The organism is Ideonella sp. (assembly GCF_041914305.1).
Classification (GTDB): Bacteria; Pseudomonadota; Gammaproteobacteria; order Burkholderiales; family Burkholderiaceae_C; genus Ideonella.
The window spans coordinates 201,566-216,627 of record NZ_JAYSDQ010000002.1; the positions used below are offsets into that span (position 1 = coordinate 201,566).

14 protein-coding genes are annotated in these 15,062 nt (G+C 70.2%); 5 read left to right on the forward strand and 9 right to left on the reverse strand.

Going from position 1 to position 15,062, the window contains the following annotated elements:
* Positions 1 to 82 precede the first annotated feature (82 nt).
* Complete coding sequence (locus ACE3SG_RS03655; protein WP_374562623.1) at positions 83 to 2,308, reverse strand: M4 family metallopeptidase; 2,226 nt, start codon at positions 2,306 to 2,308, stop codon at positions 83 to 85.
* 315 nt (positions 2,309 to 2,623) lie between these two features.
* Between ACE3SG_RS03655 and ACE3SG_RS03660 the strand changes: the two genes are divergently transcribed.
* The 4 genes from ACE3SG_RS03660 to ACE3SG_RS03675 all read left to right on the forward strand — a co-directional run bounded on the left by ACE3SG_RS03660 (position 2,624) and on the right by ACE3SG_RS03675 (position 6,364).
* A complete protein-coding gene (locus tag ACE3SG_RS03660) occupies positions 2,624 to 3,100 on the forward strand; it encodes a host attachment protein (protein ID WP_374562625.1) in 477 nt (158 codons plus the stop codon).
* Between the two features lie 24 nt (positions 3,101 to 3,124).
* Positions 3,125 to 3,661 carry a CBS domain-containing protein gene (locus tag ACE3SG_RS03665; protein WP_374562627.1) on the forward strand — a complete coding sequence of 179 codons (537 nt, stop codon included), beginning with the start codon at positions 3,125 to 3,127 and terminating at the stop codon, positions 3,659 to 3,661.
* Positions 3,662 to 3,731: 70 nt separating this feature from the next.
* On the forward strand, positions 3,732 to 4,541 hold the full coding sequence (locus ACE3SG_RS03670) for a GNAT family N-acetyltransferase (RefSeq protein WP_374562628.1): 810 nt from the start codon (positions 3,732 to 3,734) through the stop codon (positions 4,539 to 4,541).
* Positions 4,538 to 6,364 carry a long-chain fatty acid--CoA ligase gene (locus ACE3SG_RS03675; RefSeq protein ID WP_374562629.1) on the forward strand — a complete coding sequence of 609 codons (1,827 nt, stop codon included), beginning with the start codon at positions 4,538 to 4,540 and terminating at the stop codon, positions 6,362 to 6,364. Before ACE3SG_RS03670 ends, ACE3SG_RS03675 begins: the two co-directional genes overlap by 4 nt.
* A gap of 26 nt (positions 6,365 to 6,390) precedes the next feature.
* On the opposite strand, the gene ACE3SG_RS03680 is transcribed toward ACE3SG_RS03675, so the two are convergent.
* From ACE3SG_RS03680 to ACE3SG_RS03695, 4 genes are all read right to left on the reverse strand, one after another.
* Positions 6,391 to 6,897 (reverse strand): cytochrome c, encoded by a 507-nt coding sequence (locus ACE3SG_RS03680; RefSeq protein ID WP_374562630.1) that lies wholly within the window; start codon positions 6,895 to 6,897, stop codon positions 6,391 to 6,393.
* Positions 6,898 to 6,991: 94 nt separating this feature from the next.
* Complete coding sequence (locus ACE3SG_RS03685; RefSeq protein ID WP_374562631.1) at positions 6,992 to 7,453, reverse strand: universal stress protein; 462 nt, start codon at positions 7,451 to 7,453, stop codon at positions 6,992 to 6,994.
* A gap of 235 nt (positions 7,454 to 7,688) precedes the next feature.
* Entirely contained in the window at positions 7,689 to 8,543 is an 855-nt protein-coding gene (locus ACE3SG_RS03690; RefSeq protein WP_374562632.1) for a hypothetical protein, read from the reverse strand.
* Positions 8,544 to 8,670: 127 nt separating this feature from the next.
* A complete protein-coding gene (locus ACE3SG_RS03695) occupies positions 8,671 to 9,642 on the reverse strand; it encodes a LysR family transcriptional regulator (RefSeq protein ID WP_374562633.1) in 972 nt (323 codons plus the stop codon).
* A 101-nt stretch (positions 9,643 to 9,743) separates the two neighbouring features.
* Here ACE3SG_RS03695 and ACE3SG_RS03700 point away from each other — a divergent pair, with 101 nt between their 5' ends.
* On the forward strand, positions 9,744 to 10,508 hold the full coding sequence (locus ACE3SG_RS03700) for an SDR family oxidoreductase (RefSeq protein WP_374562634.1): 765 nt from the start codon (positions 9,744 to 9,746) through the stop codon (positions 10,506 to 10,508).
* 15 nt (positions 10,509 to 10,523) lie between these two features.
* Here the strand turns inward: ACE3SG_RS03700 and ACE3SG_RS03705 are convergent, their stop codons facing one another.
* The 4 genes from ACE3SG_RS03705 to ACE3SG_RS03720 all read right to left on the reverse strand — a co-directional run bounded on the left by ACE3SG_RS03705 (position 10,524) and on the right by ACE3SG_RS03720 (position 15,013).
* The gene (locus tag ACE3SG_RS03705) at positions 10,524 to 12,659 is read right to left on the reverse strand and encodes an acyl-CoA dehydrogenase (protein ID WP_374562636.1); all 2,136 of its coding nucleotides are present in this window, start codon (positions 12,657 to 12,659) and stop codon (positions 10,524 to 10,526) included.
* 93 nt (positions 12,660 to 12,752) lie between these two features.
* Complete coding sequence (locus tag ACE3SG_RS03710; protein ID WP_374562637.1) at positions 12,753 to 13,442, reverse strand: GNAT family N-acetyltransferase; 690 nt, start codon at positions 13,440 to 13,442, stop codon at positions 12,753 to 12,755.
* Positions 13,426 to 13,938, reverse strand: coding sequence for a MarR family winged helix-turn-helix transcriptional regulator (locus ACE3SG_RS03715; protein WP_374562638.1), 513 nt, complete (start codon positions 13,936 to 13,938; stop codon positions 13,426 to 13,428). Before ACE3SG_RS03715 ends, ACE3SG_RS03710 begins: the two co-directional genes overlap by 17 nt.
* A gap of 469 nt (positions 13,939 to 14,407) precedes the next feature.
* Positions 14,408 to 15,013: a DUF642 domain-containing protein gene (locus tag ACE3SG_RS03720; protein ID WP_374562639.1), complete on the reverse strand. Its 606-nt coding sequence runs from the start codon at positions 15,011 to 15,013 to the stop codon at positions 14,408 to 14,410.
* Positions 15,014 to 15,062: the final 49 nt, after the last annotated feature.

Here is a 15,062-nt window from a genome sequence, read left to right on the forward strand (position 1 = left end):
TCTTGGCCGTCAGGGGCCGCAGCAGCTGCTGCGGCCCTTGGGGGGCAGCGGGCCTTGCGGCCGCTGCCTCACCCGCCCAGCATCAGTAGCTGGCTTTCAAGCTCACGCCCGAGAAGGCCGAGTAGCCTCGCAGCATGATGTAGTAGTCGCCCGCCGAGGTGGAGGTGACGGTGCACGTCTCGTTGTTGCCGCTCAGGTAGGGGCGGCAGAGGTAGGTGCTGGTCGTCGGCCGAGACCCGAAGCGGGTGTACAGGTCTGCATCGCCCGTGCCACCGGTGATGGTGATCGTGAGCGTCTTGCCGGCCGGGGTGTTGATGCGCCAGTACTGCGCACTGCCCGAGGCACCCGACACGGTGATGGCCTGGCCGTTGGTCAGCAGCGGGTCACCACCGCCACCGCCGCCCGAGTAGGTGGCGGTGAGCGTGACGCCGCTGTATGCCGAGTAGGCGTTGAGCATCACGTAGTAGGTGCCCGCGGCCGGTGCGTTGACGGTGCAGGTTTCGGCGTTGCCCGTCTTGTAGGGGCGGCAGTCGTAGGTCGACAAGGTCGGCTTGGCACCGAACTTGGTGTACATGTCCGCGTCGCCCGTCCCACCCGAGATGGTGAAGGTCAGCGTGGTCTGGCCAGCCGGCACGTCGATCTTGTAGAACGCCTGCACCCCGGTGGCGCCGCTCTGGTTCGACAGCGGCACGCCGTTGGTCAGCACCGTTTCGCCGCCGCCACCGCCGCCAGGGGTGGGCACTGCCACGCCCACGGCCTGCCAGGCATTGGCCACCGAGATCTGGTCGGCCAGCGGGTAGCCCAAGTTCACCGCGGCCTGCACCGTGGCGTTGCCCGCGGCCAGGAAGTTGGCGTTGGAGGTCAGGATGTTGACGTTGGCTTCATAGAAGATCCGGATGGCCTTGGCCATGCCGACGCCGGTCACGTTGATGTTGGACTTGCCGCGCGGATGGGTGCCACCTTGCGACATCAGGTAGAACGCCAGGTTGGCGATGCCCGAGCTGTAGTGGACGTCGACATTGCCCACGCCGCTGACCCAGTAGTCCTTCGACGCACCGTCGGCGGCCGGGTCGTTCATGTAGCGCAGGGCGGGCGAGATGATGTCCTCGCCGACCTTCCACGTGTCCGACGACACGGCCAGCGTGCCGGTCTTGCCGCCGTCGACATAGGCTTCGGTGAAGGCACCGAAGATGTCGGACATGGCTTCGTTCAGGCCACCCGATTCGCCCGAGTAGACCAGGCCGGACTCGTTCTCGGTCACGGCGTGGGTCAGCTCGTGCGCGGTCACGTCCTGCCCGCGCGCCAAGGGCAGGCAGCCCTGGCTGGAGTTGCCGTCGCCGTACACCATTTGGGTGCCGTTCCAGTAGGCGTTGCAGTAGTTGGTGCTGTAGTGCACCGAACTGATCAGCGCCGCGCCGGCGTTGTTGTACGAGTCACGGTTCCAGAACGCCTTGTACGACTCGTAGGTGGCGCCGGTGCCGTCGTAGGCGGCGTTCACGTCGACATCGGACGTGGCGGCCTGGCCCTCGGACCGCTTCAGCGTGCCAGGGATGCTGGTGCCGTTGTTGGCGCTGTAGACCTTGCGGTTTTCCGCGAAGTAGATCTGCGGATGGACGCCCAGGATGGTGCCGCTGTCGACGTCGACATACACCTTGTCCCGAACCGGATCTTGCCCGCGCTGCCCCGTGACCACCGTCTCGTAGGCCATGTGGATGGCGCCGTGCGGGGTCATGAAGTAGACGCGGCGCGGCGGCGTGGTCGCCATGCCGGCGAAGCGCGCATCGGCCATCACGGCAGGGTGCACCGCGCTCTCGCCGACGTCGTGCGAGCCGAGGCTGGCCGCGATGTCGCCGCGGGCCATGCCGTTGATCGCGAAGACGCGGCCCTTGCCGTCCACATGCACGACCAGGTCGCCACCCACCACGTCGATGCCGCGGTGCGTGAGGTTGTATCGCAGGTGCAGGCTGCCCATCGAATCGACGTTGACCTTGCGCAGCTTCAGCGCGGCCGGGCGCAGCCGCAGGGCGGCCAGTGCCGGCGCCAGCACCGGGCGCATCGTCAATTCAGTGGCGGACAAGGCTGCCGCGTTGAGCTGCGGTGCCTGCCCCAGGTCCCCCCGCAAGAAGGTGGGAACCCCGTCGGGGGTGGCCTGAATCACGTCCACCGAATGCAGCGCACCGAGGGCTTGCGCAACGTCTGCCGGCGTGTTGCCAGGAACAGCGGCCATGGCGCTGGAAACCAGCGCGAGACCCGAGGCCAAGGTGGCGATCAGCCGGCCTTTGACCCATTTCGAGATCATTGAACTCATCGTGCCTTCCTAAGTTACGTTGAGTGCACGCGCGGTAGCGCGTGATTGCGATGTCGACCATGCGCGCCCGGTTTTGACGCGCGGCCGGATGCTGCGAGTGTGTGTGTTTTGTGTCAATCCTCGTAAGCCATCGGAAAACCCTGGGTCCTTGTTCACCGCGCACGGGCCTTCTCCGGGCGTCGAGCCGCCCATCCGGGGCCTGCGGCCGGTGGCTCCGGATAGACCCTGATTGATCCGGATTGAGATTGCGCAAAGCAGGCGCCATGCCAGCGCGCATGATCAAACGGTGACCCTGTTCTGCACCAAGGAGATGGCATGACAACCCAAGCAACCCGACACCCCACCGCCCGCGCCGAATGGGTGCTGGTGGCCAATGGCGCCCGCGCCCGCTGCTTCGAGCGCGACCCCCAGAGCAGCCACCTTCGCGAGATGGCCGGCTTCGTGCACGAAGAAAGCCGCATCAAGCCCAGCCAGCTCGGCGACGACCGGCCCGGCCACGCGATGAAGGGCGGCGCGAGCACGCAGTTCGAGGCCCACACCGATGCGCACGAGAAGCAGCGCGCCCTGTTCGCCCGCGAACTGGCGGCCTATCTCGACGAGGCGGCGCTGGCGCACCGTTTCGACAAGCTGGCGCTGATCGCCTCGGCGCCCTTCCTGGGTGACCTGCGCGCCCAGCTGGGCGATGCGAGCCGCCGCTGCGTGATCACCAGCCAGGCGCTCGACCTGACCGAAGTGCATGGGCGCGAGCTGGAACAGCGCGTCACCTCGGCCATGCTCGGGCACAGCGTCTGAGGCCTTTCGCCACGGCAGCATGACATGAACATCGCCACGATCTCCCAGCGCAGCGTGGTCGCCGTGGACGAGCACGCCAGCCTGCAAGAGGCCGCGCAGCTGATGCGCGACCGCCATGTCGGCGCCGTGGTCGTCACCCGCGGCGACGCCGGCCACACTCGCCTCGTGGGCCTGCTCACCGACCGCGACCTCGCGCTGCTGGTGGTGGCCGAGGGCAGCTCACCGCGTGCGCAGGTGGGCGGCGCGGTGGGCCAGGCCGGCGGCAAGGGCCTGGTCGCGATCTCGCCCCAGGCCAGCCAGGCCGAGGCGGCCCAGACGATGCGCGAGGCCGGCGTGCGGCGGTTGCTGCTGATCGACGGCCAAGGCCGCCTCACCGGCATCGTCACGCTGGACGACCTGATCGCGTCGTACGCCGACCAACTGGGCGACGTGGCCGCCGCACTCGAGCGCGGCATCGAACATGAGGTCGAGCGCGACCGCGCGGCCGACGACGCCGACGCAGCCCCGGTGCTCGTGCCGCCCGACCTGGCGGTGAGCTGGCGGCGCGTCTTCGAGCCCTGAGTCACCCGCGCATGCTTGCTCGTCACGCGATGGCCTGCCCCGAGGCGGGCTGAGTGCCTGCCGCCCACGCATGCACCCCGACGACATCCGCGCCATCGTGCTGGACACGATCCGCACGATCGCGCCCGAGACCGCGGCGTGCCCGATACCGCCCGGCGCTCAGCTGCGCCAAGCGATCGATCTCGATTCGATGGACTGGCTCAATGTGGTCGCCGGGCTCGAGGAGCATCTGTTGATTGAGATCCCGCCGGCCGATGAGGCGCGCTTGTCCACGGTCGACGCGATCGTCGACTACGCCGCGGCCAGGCTGGCGCAGCCGTCGCCGCCGCGCCCGGTGTCGCCCAGGGCGCCTGCCTTGCCGCGCAGCGAGCATGTGATTAACGGCGCGCCGGTGCTCGTGCGCCCGATACGGGACGACGACAAGGCGCTCGAGGCCGATTTCGTTCGCCACCTGTCGAGCCTGAGCCGCTACCGGCGCTTCATGGCCACGATGAGCGAGCTGCCGTCGGCCAAGCTCGAAGAGCTGACCCATGTGGACCAGGACCACCACGTGGCCCTGGTGGCCGAGACCACGCACCAAGGGCTGCCACAGATCGTCGGCGTCGCCCGCTACGTGGTCGACGCGGCCGGCACCGGCTGCGAGTTTGCGGTGGCCATCGACGACGCCTGGCAAGGCAGCGGCCTGGCCGGCATCTTGATGCACAAGCTGATCGCCACGGCCCGCGCGCGTGGCCTGGCGACAATGGAAGGGCTGGTGCTGCGGGCCAACGACAAGATGCTCAAGCTCAGCCGCCAGCTCGGCTTTCAACACCAGCGCGATCCAGATGACCACGACACGGTGCGTGTCGTGCGCTCGCTGGCCACACAGAACAACACATGACCCTGCCCCTGCCACCCTCCCCGCTGCCCGCCGACACGATTCGCACACTGCCGCAACTGCTCGCCTGGCGCGTTGGCCAGACACCGCATGCCGAGGCCTATCGGCAGTTCGAGCCGGCCACAGGCGCCTGGGTCGGCCTCAGCTGGGCCGAGGTGGCCGAGCGCATCGCACACTGGGCGGCGGCCCTGGCTGCGCTGTCGCTGCCGGCCGGCTCGCGCATCGCGATTCTTCTGCCCAACGGCCTCGACGCCGTGTGCATCGACCAGGCCGCGCTCGCGCTGGGCTGCGTGCCGGTGCCGCTGCACGCGATCGACAACCCGGGCAGCGTCGCCTACATCCTGACCGACAGCGAAGCCGCGGTGCTGGTCGCGGCCACCGAGGCCCAGTGGACGGCGATCGCCCAGGTGGGCCAGCCGCTGCCGCAACTGCGACAGGTGGTGGTGCAGCAGCGCGACGGCAGCTCGGCCGCCGCCGCATCGTCGGCGACGGTGCAGCTGCTGGGCGACTGGCTGGCCGCGGCGGCACCTTCGGCAACCCTGCCGCCCGGCCCGAGCGAGAACGACCTCGCCGCGCTGGTCTACACATCGGGCACCACCGGCCGGCCCAAGGGCGTGATGCTGACGCACCGCAACGTCGTCTCCAACGTGATGGCCTCGCTGTCACGCGTCGCGCCGCGCAGCAACGACGTCTTCCTGTCGTTCCTGCCGCTGTCGCACACCTTCGAGCGCACCGCCGGCTACTACCTGCCGATCGCGGCCGGCTGCTGCGTGGCCTTCGCGCGCTCGGTGTCCACGCTGGGCGACGACCTGAAGACCGTGCAGCCGACGGTGCTGGTCTCGGTGCCGCGCATCTACGAGCGCATCTACGCCAAGGTGCAGGCCGCGCTGGCCGGCTCGGCGGTCAAGGCCTGGCTGTTCGAGCAGGCGCAAGGCGTGGGTTGGCGGCGCTTCTGCCGCGCCCAAGGCCTGCCGGTGCCCACCCCCGCCTCGCCGCTGCTCGACGACCTGGCTTGGCCGCTGTTGCAGCGGCTGGTGGCGCGCCCGCTGCTGGCCGAGTTCGGCGGCCGCGTGCGGGTGGCCGTGAGCGGCGGCGCACCACTGTCGCAGCCGATCGCGCGTTGTTTCCTCGGGCTCGGGCTGCCGGTCTTGCAAGGCTATGGCATGACCGAGACCTCGCCGGTGGTGGCCGTCAACGCGCTCGAAGACAACGACCCGGCCACCGTCGGCCGGGCGCTGCCGGGTGTCGAGGTGCGCATCGGCGACAACCGTGAGCTGCTCGTGCGCGGGCCCAACGTGATGCGCGGCTACTGGAAGCGCGACGAAGACACGGCTCGCAGCTTCGTCGACGGCTGGCTGCGCACCGGCGACCAGGCGGCGATCGACAACGGCCGGCTGCGCATCGTCGGCCGGGTCAAGGAGATCATCGTCACAGCCACCGGCGAGAAGATCGCCCCCGCCGACCTGGAGCTGGCGATCACCGCCGACCCGCTGTTCGAGCAGGCCTATGCGGTGGGCGAGAACCGGCCCTTCATCGCCTGCCTGGTGGTGCTGAGCCGGGACGGCTGGTCACGCCTGGCGACCAGCCTTCAACTCGACCCGCAGGCGCCGGAAAGCCTGCAGTCGGACGAAGCGCGCGCCGCGGCGCTGGCGCGCATCAAGGCGCTGACCGAGCAGTTCCCGCACTACGCGCAGCCCCGCGCGGTGGCGCTGACGCTGGAGCCCTGGACGATCGAGAACGGGCTGATGACGCCGACGCTGAAGCTCAAGCGCAACAACATCCAGGCGGCTTTCGGCGAGCGCATCGAAGCGCTGTACCGGCGCTGAGAAAGCGCCCGGCGCGGCCTGTCGCGCTATGGGCGCGACGGCCCCGGCCGGCCGCTGCCCTGCGTGCCTTCGGCGCGCGCCGAGAGGTAGGCGTAGAGGTCGGCGATATGGGCGTTGACGATCGGCTCGCCCTCCCAGGCGGGCATCGTCAGCGCGGTGTCTTCGCGCCGCAGCACCTCGTCGATCAAGACCTCGCGAGTGGCGATGTCGGCGCTGGCCCGCACGTCGGGCATGCCCCAGTCGTAGCGCTGCAAGACGATGCCGACGAAACGCCGCGGCCCCATGCCGCGCACACGCGGCAGCAGGTCGGGGCCGACGCTGGTGCCGCTGGCCGCGGGCCCGTGGCAGGCCGCGCACTTTTGCTGAAACACGCGCCAGCCGGTGTAGACCGAGCCCGCCGGCTCGGCCTGCCGCGCCAGTTGCCGCGCCGGCTGGGTGTTTTGCCAGGCATCGGCGCAACCCGCGAGCATCAGGGCCGCCACGGCCATCGTGATCGGGGCCTTCACGGTATTCACCAGCGTGCGAATGCTCATCGGGGTCTCCCAGTGTCCGGTCCGGCAGTCTATGAACAGGCCTGGGCGGCGGCCTTGCGCGGGCGCAAGGCCAGCGCCATGCAGCCCCTCAAGCTCAGGCCGCCGCGGGCCGCGGCGCGCGCACCAGCAGCACCGGCACGGGCGACAGGCGTGCGATCTGCTCGGCGTCGCTGCCCAGCATCAGGCGGCCCACCCCGCGCCGGCCGTGGGTGCCGATCACGATCAAATCGGCGGGCCAGCGGCGGGCCTCTTCCACCACCTGGTCGCACACACGCCCGGCCGAGCTCTCGACCAGCTGGGTCTCGACGCCCACACCGGCCGACTTGACGCGCGCTTCGGCCTGGGTCAGCAGTTGCTGCCCTTCGTCGGTCAGCAGTTGCACCAACTGCGATGTCAAGGCCGCACCGCTCTCGGGCGCCATCGAGATCGTCATCAGGTCGATCACGTGCAGCAGCCTGACCGAGGCACCGGTCAGTCGCGCCAATTGAATCGCCTCGTCGAGCCCCCGGTCGGAGGTCGGGCTGCCGTCCACCGGCACCAGGATCTTCGCGTACATCGTGTGCTCCTCGGGGTTCACAGGCCTGCTTCGCGCAGGCGGCGCAGCCACTCGTCGTTCGCTTCGGCCAGCCCGAGGCCCGGGCGGGTGCGCGGGCGCCAGGTGGCAACCCAGTGGTTCAGCAGCTTCTTCATCGTGGCTCCTCGGCGGCGGGCTGGACATCATGGTCGGCCGGCCAGGTAAACGGCGGCGCAATGCGCGGCAGCAGGCGGTAACGGCGCGTGAATGGCGTGTATCAGGCCAGCGCCACGGCCCCCACGAAAGGCCGCCCGGGGCGCTGCGCCCAACGGGCCGGCAGGTGCATCAGGCCCACGCTGAGCCAGACACCCACGCTGAAGTACAGCGACATCCACGCGACCTCGCTCTGCCAGTCTTGCCAGCGGTGCGAGACGACCCAGCGCGCCGAGACATCGCCGAAGCCCTGCACCACGCCAAGGTAGGCGCGGCCCTGCGCGGTGTCGAGCACCCAGCGGGCCCAGTACATCGGCACGTCGACCCAGACCATGTAGCCGATGTAGCCCGCGCCCAGCACGCAGATGGCCGTGACGACCGGGCGCAGCGCGGCGGGGCAGCGCGGGCGCGCCAAGCCCAGGTTCACCACCAGCAGCACCGCGCAGAAGGCCCAGATCGACTCTTCGACCACGTGCCCGAGGTTCGAGGTGGTCAGCACCGCGTACCACGAGCACAGCTCGGCCAGCACGATCAGCGGCACGATCACTCGCCCGCTGCGCACCGCGGCCGGGCGGCCCGCCGCGTGGCCAACGCCCTGCAGCAGCAGCGCCCACTGCGCCGCGAAGCACAGCTCTGCCAGCGTGGCCACCGAGCGCCCGACGGCGACGCTGGACAACCACGAATCGACCATGCACAGGCGTTGCACGTCGTAGACCGGAAACACCGAGCGGTACGCACAGCCCAGCACATAGCCGGCAGACAGCCCCATCTGCAGCCGCACCGCGGCCCAGGCCGTCACGTGGCTGGCGCTGCGGCGCCGCCACAGCACCGCGGTCGAGGCGCCCCAGGCCAGCACGTTGAGCACGCTCACCGCGCACAGCAGCGCCCACCAGGGCACGGTGTCGGCGGTCAGGCCCATCGCCACCGCGGCGGGCCGCGCCGAGCGTCTTGCAGAGCCTGTCGCGCACTCATCGTGCACAAGGTTTATACGCCGACCAGCGGCCCGCGCAATAGGCGCAATCGGAGCGGTAGGTGCAACGCGCCGATCAAGAACCGCGGGCCGGCCGGGCCGAGCGCCGCTTGGCGGGCTGGGGCCGCTCGGGCCCCGACTGGCGCCACTGCTCCCAATACGGTGGCTCGCCGAACGCCGAGCGCAGCCAGTCCACCAGCGCCCGCAGCTTGGCCGACGCGGGCCGGCCCTGCGGGCGCGCCACGTAGAGCCACTCTTCGGGTGCCTGCAGGCCGATGTCGACCACCTGCAGCGCGCCGGTGCGCAGGCTTTGCCCGGCGATGAAGCTCGGCATCAGGCCCAGCCCCAGGCCGGCGACGACCGCGTCGTGCATCACGTCGCCGTTGTTGAGCCGCAAGGCCGACTTGGCGCGCAGCACGACGGCGCCCTCGGCCCCCTCGAAGCGCCAGTCGGCAACACCACGGTTGGTGTAGAAAATGCCTCGGTGATCTTGCAGCTGCTGCGCATCGGCCGGCGTGCCATGACGCGCCAGGTACGCAGGCGATGCCACCAGCACACGCCGGCTGGGCGCCAGCTTCCACGCGACCAGGCGCGAATCCAGCAGCGGCCCGTGCCGCACCACCGCGTCGAAGCCGTCGGCCGCGGCGTCGACGCGCCGGTCGTCGAACTCGAGCGTCATCTCGATGCCCGGGTGCGCCGCCAGAAACGGGTACAGCGCCGGCCCCAGGTGCAGGCGCCCGAAGGTCACCGGGGCCGACAGGCGCAGCGGGCCGGCCAGGGTGCCGCGGCGCTCGGCCATGTCGGCCGCGGCCTCGTCGACCTCGCGCACGATGCGCGTGGCGCGCTCGAGAAACGCCGCGCCGTCTTCGGTCAGGCTCAGGCGCCGGGTCGTGCGGTGCAACAGCGTGGCACCAAGCGTGCGCTCGACCTCGGCCAGGCGCTCGCTGACCACCGACTTGGCCAGGTGCAGCCGCCGCGCCGCCTCGCTGATCGACCCCGACTCGGCGACCGCGACGAAGCTCGCCAGGCCATCCAGCTTCAGGCTCATTGTTCGGACTTTCCGGAAAGAAGAACCACGATCTGCACTCTAGTGCGAACGACGCCGGCTCGCCACCATGACGCCATCCCTCACCCACTCAGGAGATCTTCATGGGACGTCTGTCCGGAAAAGTTGCCCTCATCACCGGCGCCAGCGCCGGCATCGGCCGTGCCACGGCCCAGCTGTTCGCGGCCGAAGGGGCGCAGCTCGTCATCGGCGCGCGGCGCCAAGGTGAGCTCGACGACCTCGTGGCGCAGATCCGCCTGTCGGGCGGCGCCGCGGTGGCGCTGGCCGGCGATGTGCGGTCGGAAGACTACGCCCAGGCCCTCGTCGCGCTGGCCAGGCAGCACTATGGCCGCCTCGACATCGCCTTCAACAACGCCGGCACGCTGGGCGAAGTCGGGCCCAGCAACGAGGTGACAGAAGCCGGCTGGAACGACACGCTGGCGGTCAACCTGACCGGTGCCTTTCTCGGCGCCAAGCACCAGATCGCTCAGATGCTGAAGGGCGGCGGCGGCTCGGTCATCTTCACCTCCACCTTCGTCGGCCACACCGCGTCGTTCCCAGGTGTGGCGGCGTATGCCGCCAGCAAGGCCGGCCTGATCGGGTTGACGCAGACCCTCGCGGCCGAGTTCGGCCCGCGCGGCGTGCGCGTCAACGCGGTGTTGCCGGGCGCGGTCGACACGGCGATGTTCCGCGCGAAGAACGACACCGCCGAGTCGCAGGCCTTCGTGACCAACCTGCATGCGCTCAAGCGCGTGGGCAAGCCCGACGAGCTGGCACGCGCGGTGCTGTTCCTGGCCAGCGACGAGGCAAGCTTCGTCACCGGCACCGCGTCGCTGGTCGACGGGGGCGTGTCGATCACGCGCACCTGAGCGCGGGCGCCGCGATCACGGCGCGAAGTCGTCGACCTGGATGACCCGGTCGGCGGCTCGCAGATAGGCCAGCGCGGCGGCGGGGTCGCGCGCGCCGGCCGCCGCCTGCTCGAGCGATCGGGTGCGGCGCAGCGCCTTGTTCAGCGCGGGCCACTCGTCGGCCACCGCCCGCGACAGCTCGATGGCCTGCATCAGGTCGCGCAAGCCACCGCTCTTGGGCATCGACAGATCGGGGCACAGCCGCGCGATGACAGCGGGGTCGTCGCGCAGCAGGTCGGCCAGCTCGAGCACGTGGCGGTCTTTCAGCGGCCGGCGCTGCCGGGTGCCTCGCAACAGCAGCGGCGCGGCGCAGCGCAAGGCGCGCGACGGCAGGTTGGCGTACAGCTCGTGCAGCGTGTCCGCACCACGCGCCAGCTGCACGCGGATCGCCGCCTGCGCGAACGGCAGCATCTTCGGGTCGGCCTCGACCTGGTAGCGCCAGACAGCGGCGCTGGCCAGGTACAGGGCCGACAGCACATCGCCCAGGCGCGCCGACAGCAGCTCCAGCCGCTTGAGCTTGCCGCCCAGCAGCCCCATCGCCAGGTCGGCCGTCAACCCAAACGCAGCCGACAGGCGCGCAATCATCGCGGCCTCGCGCCGCAGATCGGCCGGCGGCGTGCCGCGCACCGGCGCCCACGCCACGCTGCGCCACAGGTTGCGCAGCACGTGCCCGCCATGACCCAGCAGGGCTGCACCCAGTGCGCGCTCGTCGTGCTCGGCCACCGCCTTCATCTCGGCCAGCACGTAGGGGTGGCAACGCACGGCGCCCTGGCCGAAGATGATCAGCGCCCGCGTCAGCAGGTTGGCGCCTTCGACGGTGATCGCGATCGGCGCGTGGCGATACGCCACCCCCAGCAGGTTCTTCGGGCCGCGGATGATGCCCTTGCCGCCGAGGATGTCCATGCCATCGGTGACCGCGCGCCGGCCCGCCTCGGTCAGTTGCACCTTGAGGATGGCGCCGGCCAGGCTCGGCTGCTCGCCGGCATCGAGCGCGGCCGCGGTGTAGCGGCGCGCCGCGTCGCTCGCGTACAGGTCCACCGCCATGCGCGACACCAGCGCCGCCACGGCGTGGAACCTGCCGATCGGCAGGCCGAACTGCTCACGGATGCGGCCATAGCCGTTGGCGACATACAGCGAGGCCTGCTGCATCGCCGCGCCGAGCGCCGGCAGCGAAATCGAGCGCCCTGCTGCCAGGCTCTCCATCAGCATGCGCCAGCCCTGCCCGACCTGGGCCTCGCCGCCGATCACCCAGTCCATCGGCACGAACACCTTGTCGCCGCGGATCGGGCCGTTCATGAAGGCCGAGTTCATCGGCAGGTGTCGCCGGCCGATGGTCATGCCCGCGGTGGGCACCGGGATCAACGCGCAGGTGATGCCCAATGGCTGCTCGCCCTCGGGCCGCGATCGGTCCACCGCCTGGAAGGCCAGGCCGACCACTGTGGCCACCGGCGCGAGCGTGATGTAGCGCTTGTCGAAGCTGACCTCGAAGCCGCGCACGCGCCGGCCGTCGATCTCGCGCTCGCATAACACGCCGGTGTCGGGGATCGACGCCGCGTCCGAGCCGGCATAGGGCGAGGTCAGGCCGAAGCACGGCAGCTCGCGGCCATCGGCCAGGCGCGGCAGGAAGTGCGCCTTCTGGCTGTCGGTGCCGTAGCGCAACAGCAGCTCGGCCGGGCCCAGCGAGTTGGGCACCATCACCGTCACGGCAGCGGCGACATTGACCGTGGCGATGCGCGTGACGACCGCGGCATGCGCGAAGTGGCCGAAGCCCAGCCCACCGTAGGCCGCCGGGATGATCATGCCGAAGAACTTCTTCTCGCGCAGATAGCGCCAGACCTCGGGCGGCAGGTCGCGCGCCTCGTCGATCGCGAAGTCGTCGAGCATCGCGGTGAGGCTGCGCACCTCGTGGTCGAGAAAAGCCTGCTCGGCCGGGGTCAGCCGATTGGCGCCACGCGAGCGCAGCGCGTCCCAATTGGGCCGCCCGGCGAACAGCTCACCCTCGAAGCCGACGCTGCCGGCCTCCAGCGCCGCGCGCTCGGTGTCGCCCATCGCGGGCAGGGCTTTGGAAAACGGGCCGTACGCCACGCGCCCCAGCAGTGCAGAAAGTGTCATGCGGCAGTATTTCGCATCGGCATCGGCGCGGTGTCAGCGCGCGGGCCGCCACGCTGTCGGACGACCGCCCGTCGTGGCAACCCGGTGCCACCGTCAACGCTCGGCGGGGCGCTCCAGGACCGCCACGTGAACCTCGGCCCGCTGCGCGAAACCCAGCGACGCATACAGCGCGATGGCCGCGGCGTTGCTGGCCCACGCATGCAGAAACGGTTGCTCGCCGCGCGCCTCGATGCGCGCAGCCACCACCGCCGACAACCGGCGCGCGAAGCCGCGGCCACGCGCGTCGGGGTGCGTGCAGACACCGCTGACTTCGGTGTAGCCCGGCAGCCGCAGGCGCTCACCGGCCATGCCGAGCAAGCGGCCGTCTTCGCGCACGCCGATGAACCCGCCCATCAGGTGTGTGCGGGCCAGAAACGGCCCGGGCTCGGTCAGCTGCGCCAGGGCGAGCATGTCTGGCGCGTCTGCGTCGGCCAGATCGGCGATGCCGGCCAGGTCGGCCTCTTGCGCCAGGCTGCGCGTGGCCACCATCTGCACGCCCTTGGCCTGCTTGACGACGCGCAAGCCGGGCGGCACGGCGATCTCGGGCACCTGCAGCACATAGACCCGCTCACCCGGTGGCACCAGGTCGACCAGGGCGGCGAGCGACGGTTCGCTGTCGTCACAGGCCGAGGCGAAGACATTGACCTGGCGCTCGAAACGCCGGGCCCACGGCGTGCCTTCGGACAGTGGCGCGTGGTGCGTCGTCAAGCTGGCCCACACCGGGCGATCAAGTGGATGCGGCACGGCGCTTTCCTCCAGTCGATAAACGGTTGGCACGGTCGTTCAGGCTCTCGTCTGCCAGGGCCTGCTCCAGCGTGGCCAGCAACGCGAGCAAGGCCCGGCCATCGGCAGCGCACGCGTCGCTCACCGCCGCCTCGATCGCCGGCCAGGTCGAGCGTTTGGCGCGCGCCACGAGCTGTTTGCCGGCCTTGGTGAGATCGATGGTTCGCGAGCGCAGGTCACCGGGCGACGGCTCGGCCTGCACCAGGCCTTCTGCCTGCAAATTGGCCAGCTGTCGAGTCACGCCGGGCTGGCTGACACCCAGCGCGTCGGCCAGCTCGCCGACGCTCATCGCGCCCAGCCGATCCAGCGCCGCCAGCAGCGGGAAGTGCGAGGCCGGCGTGGCGACGCCGGCCGATGCGAGCACGGACTGGGTCTGCGCCTGCAGGCGCTCACCGATGCGCTTGAGCCGGGTGCCCAGCGCCAGCAGGCCCAGCTCCTTGACGACGTCTTGCTTCATGCGATGCTTAAATTGATAACAGGTTATATAACAATGCATCGACTGGCGCAAGTGGCGGCTCGAATCGGCAAAGCGCGCCGCGCGCTCCGGCAGGTCAACAGGCAGCGTGGAATGAGAAAAGCCCGCGGCCATTGCTGGCGGCGGGCTTGCCTGCCGATCGTCACGCGGTGCGTGGCGTCGGCCTTCGAAGCGCTGGGTGACGGGTTCCCTGGGCCTTGTTCAGCCCTCCGCCCAGTGGTGCGGCCGGTTCTGCGCTCGAGTGAAGTCAGTGTAGGCGCGGTTCATGGCAGCCGTGTGACGAAGCGTACGCGCCGATGGGCCGTGTGCAGACCGCCTCGCTCAAGCTTGGCAGGGGCTTTTGACCTCGCCCCAGCCCCACTGGGGCCTTGGTGCGCTCGCATCCATCGTGACACCCGGTTGCGAGTTGATCACCGCCCCAGCGCGAGCCCCACTCGCCTTCGGCGCCGCGTCAGTCGGCCGCAGGGGCCAGCGTGATGGCGTCCAGACCGTTGCTGTTGTCGTTCAGCGGATCGGCGTTGATGAACGCGATGGTCGTGCGCTTGGCGGTGGCCACGAAGCTGGTGCTGAAGCGCTTCCAGCGCAGTTCGTTGTTCACGCCGCCGCTGTAGGTGGCGCGCATCAACGGCACGCCGTCGATCTGGACATCGACGCTGCTGTCGCTGCCGAAGACGTTGCCCGGGTCGACCACGTTGCCGACCGAGAACGCCAGCACATAACTTTGCCCTGGCACGGTCTTCACGGTCTGCGCCACGCCGGTCGCGCGGTCGCTGGCGAAGCCGGTCAGGTCCAGCCACTGCTGGCCGGCCTTGGCCTTGAACGCGATGCCGTTCTGCGCAAAGGTCGTGCTGACGATCGCCACGTCGCCGGGCACGCCGACCACCGTCCACGGGCCGAAGACTTCACCGGTTTCGAACCGGGTGAACCCGCCCACCGGCACCAGCGGCGTTTCGAAACCGCCGTCCTTGATCAGGTTGGCAGCGTGGGTACTCAGGGCAGTGGCGGCCAGGGCCGTCAAGGCAGCGGCGCGGGCCAGCGTAGCGAATCGGCGGGTCAAATCGGTCTCCTCGGTGACTGTAAAGCGGCGCAGCTTAGCGCCGCTGCCG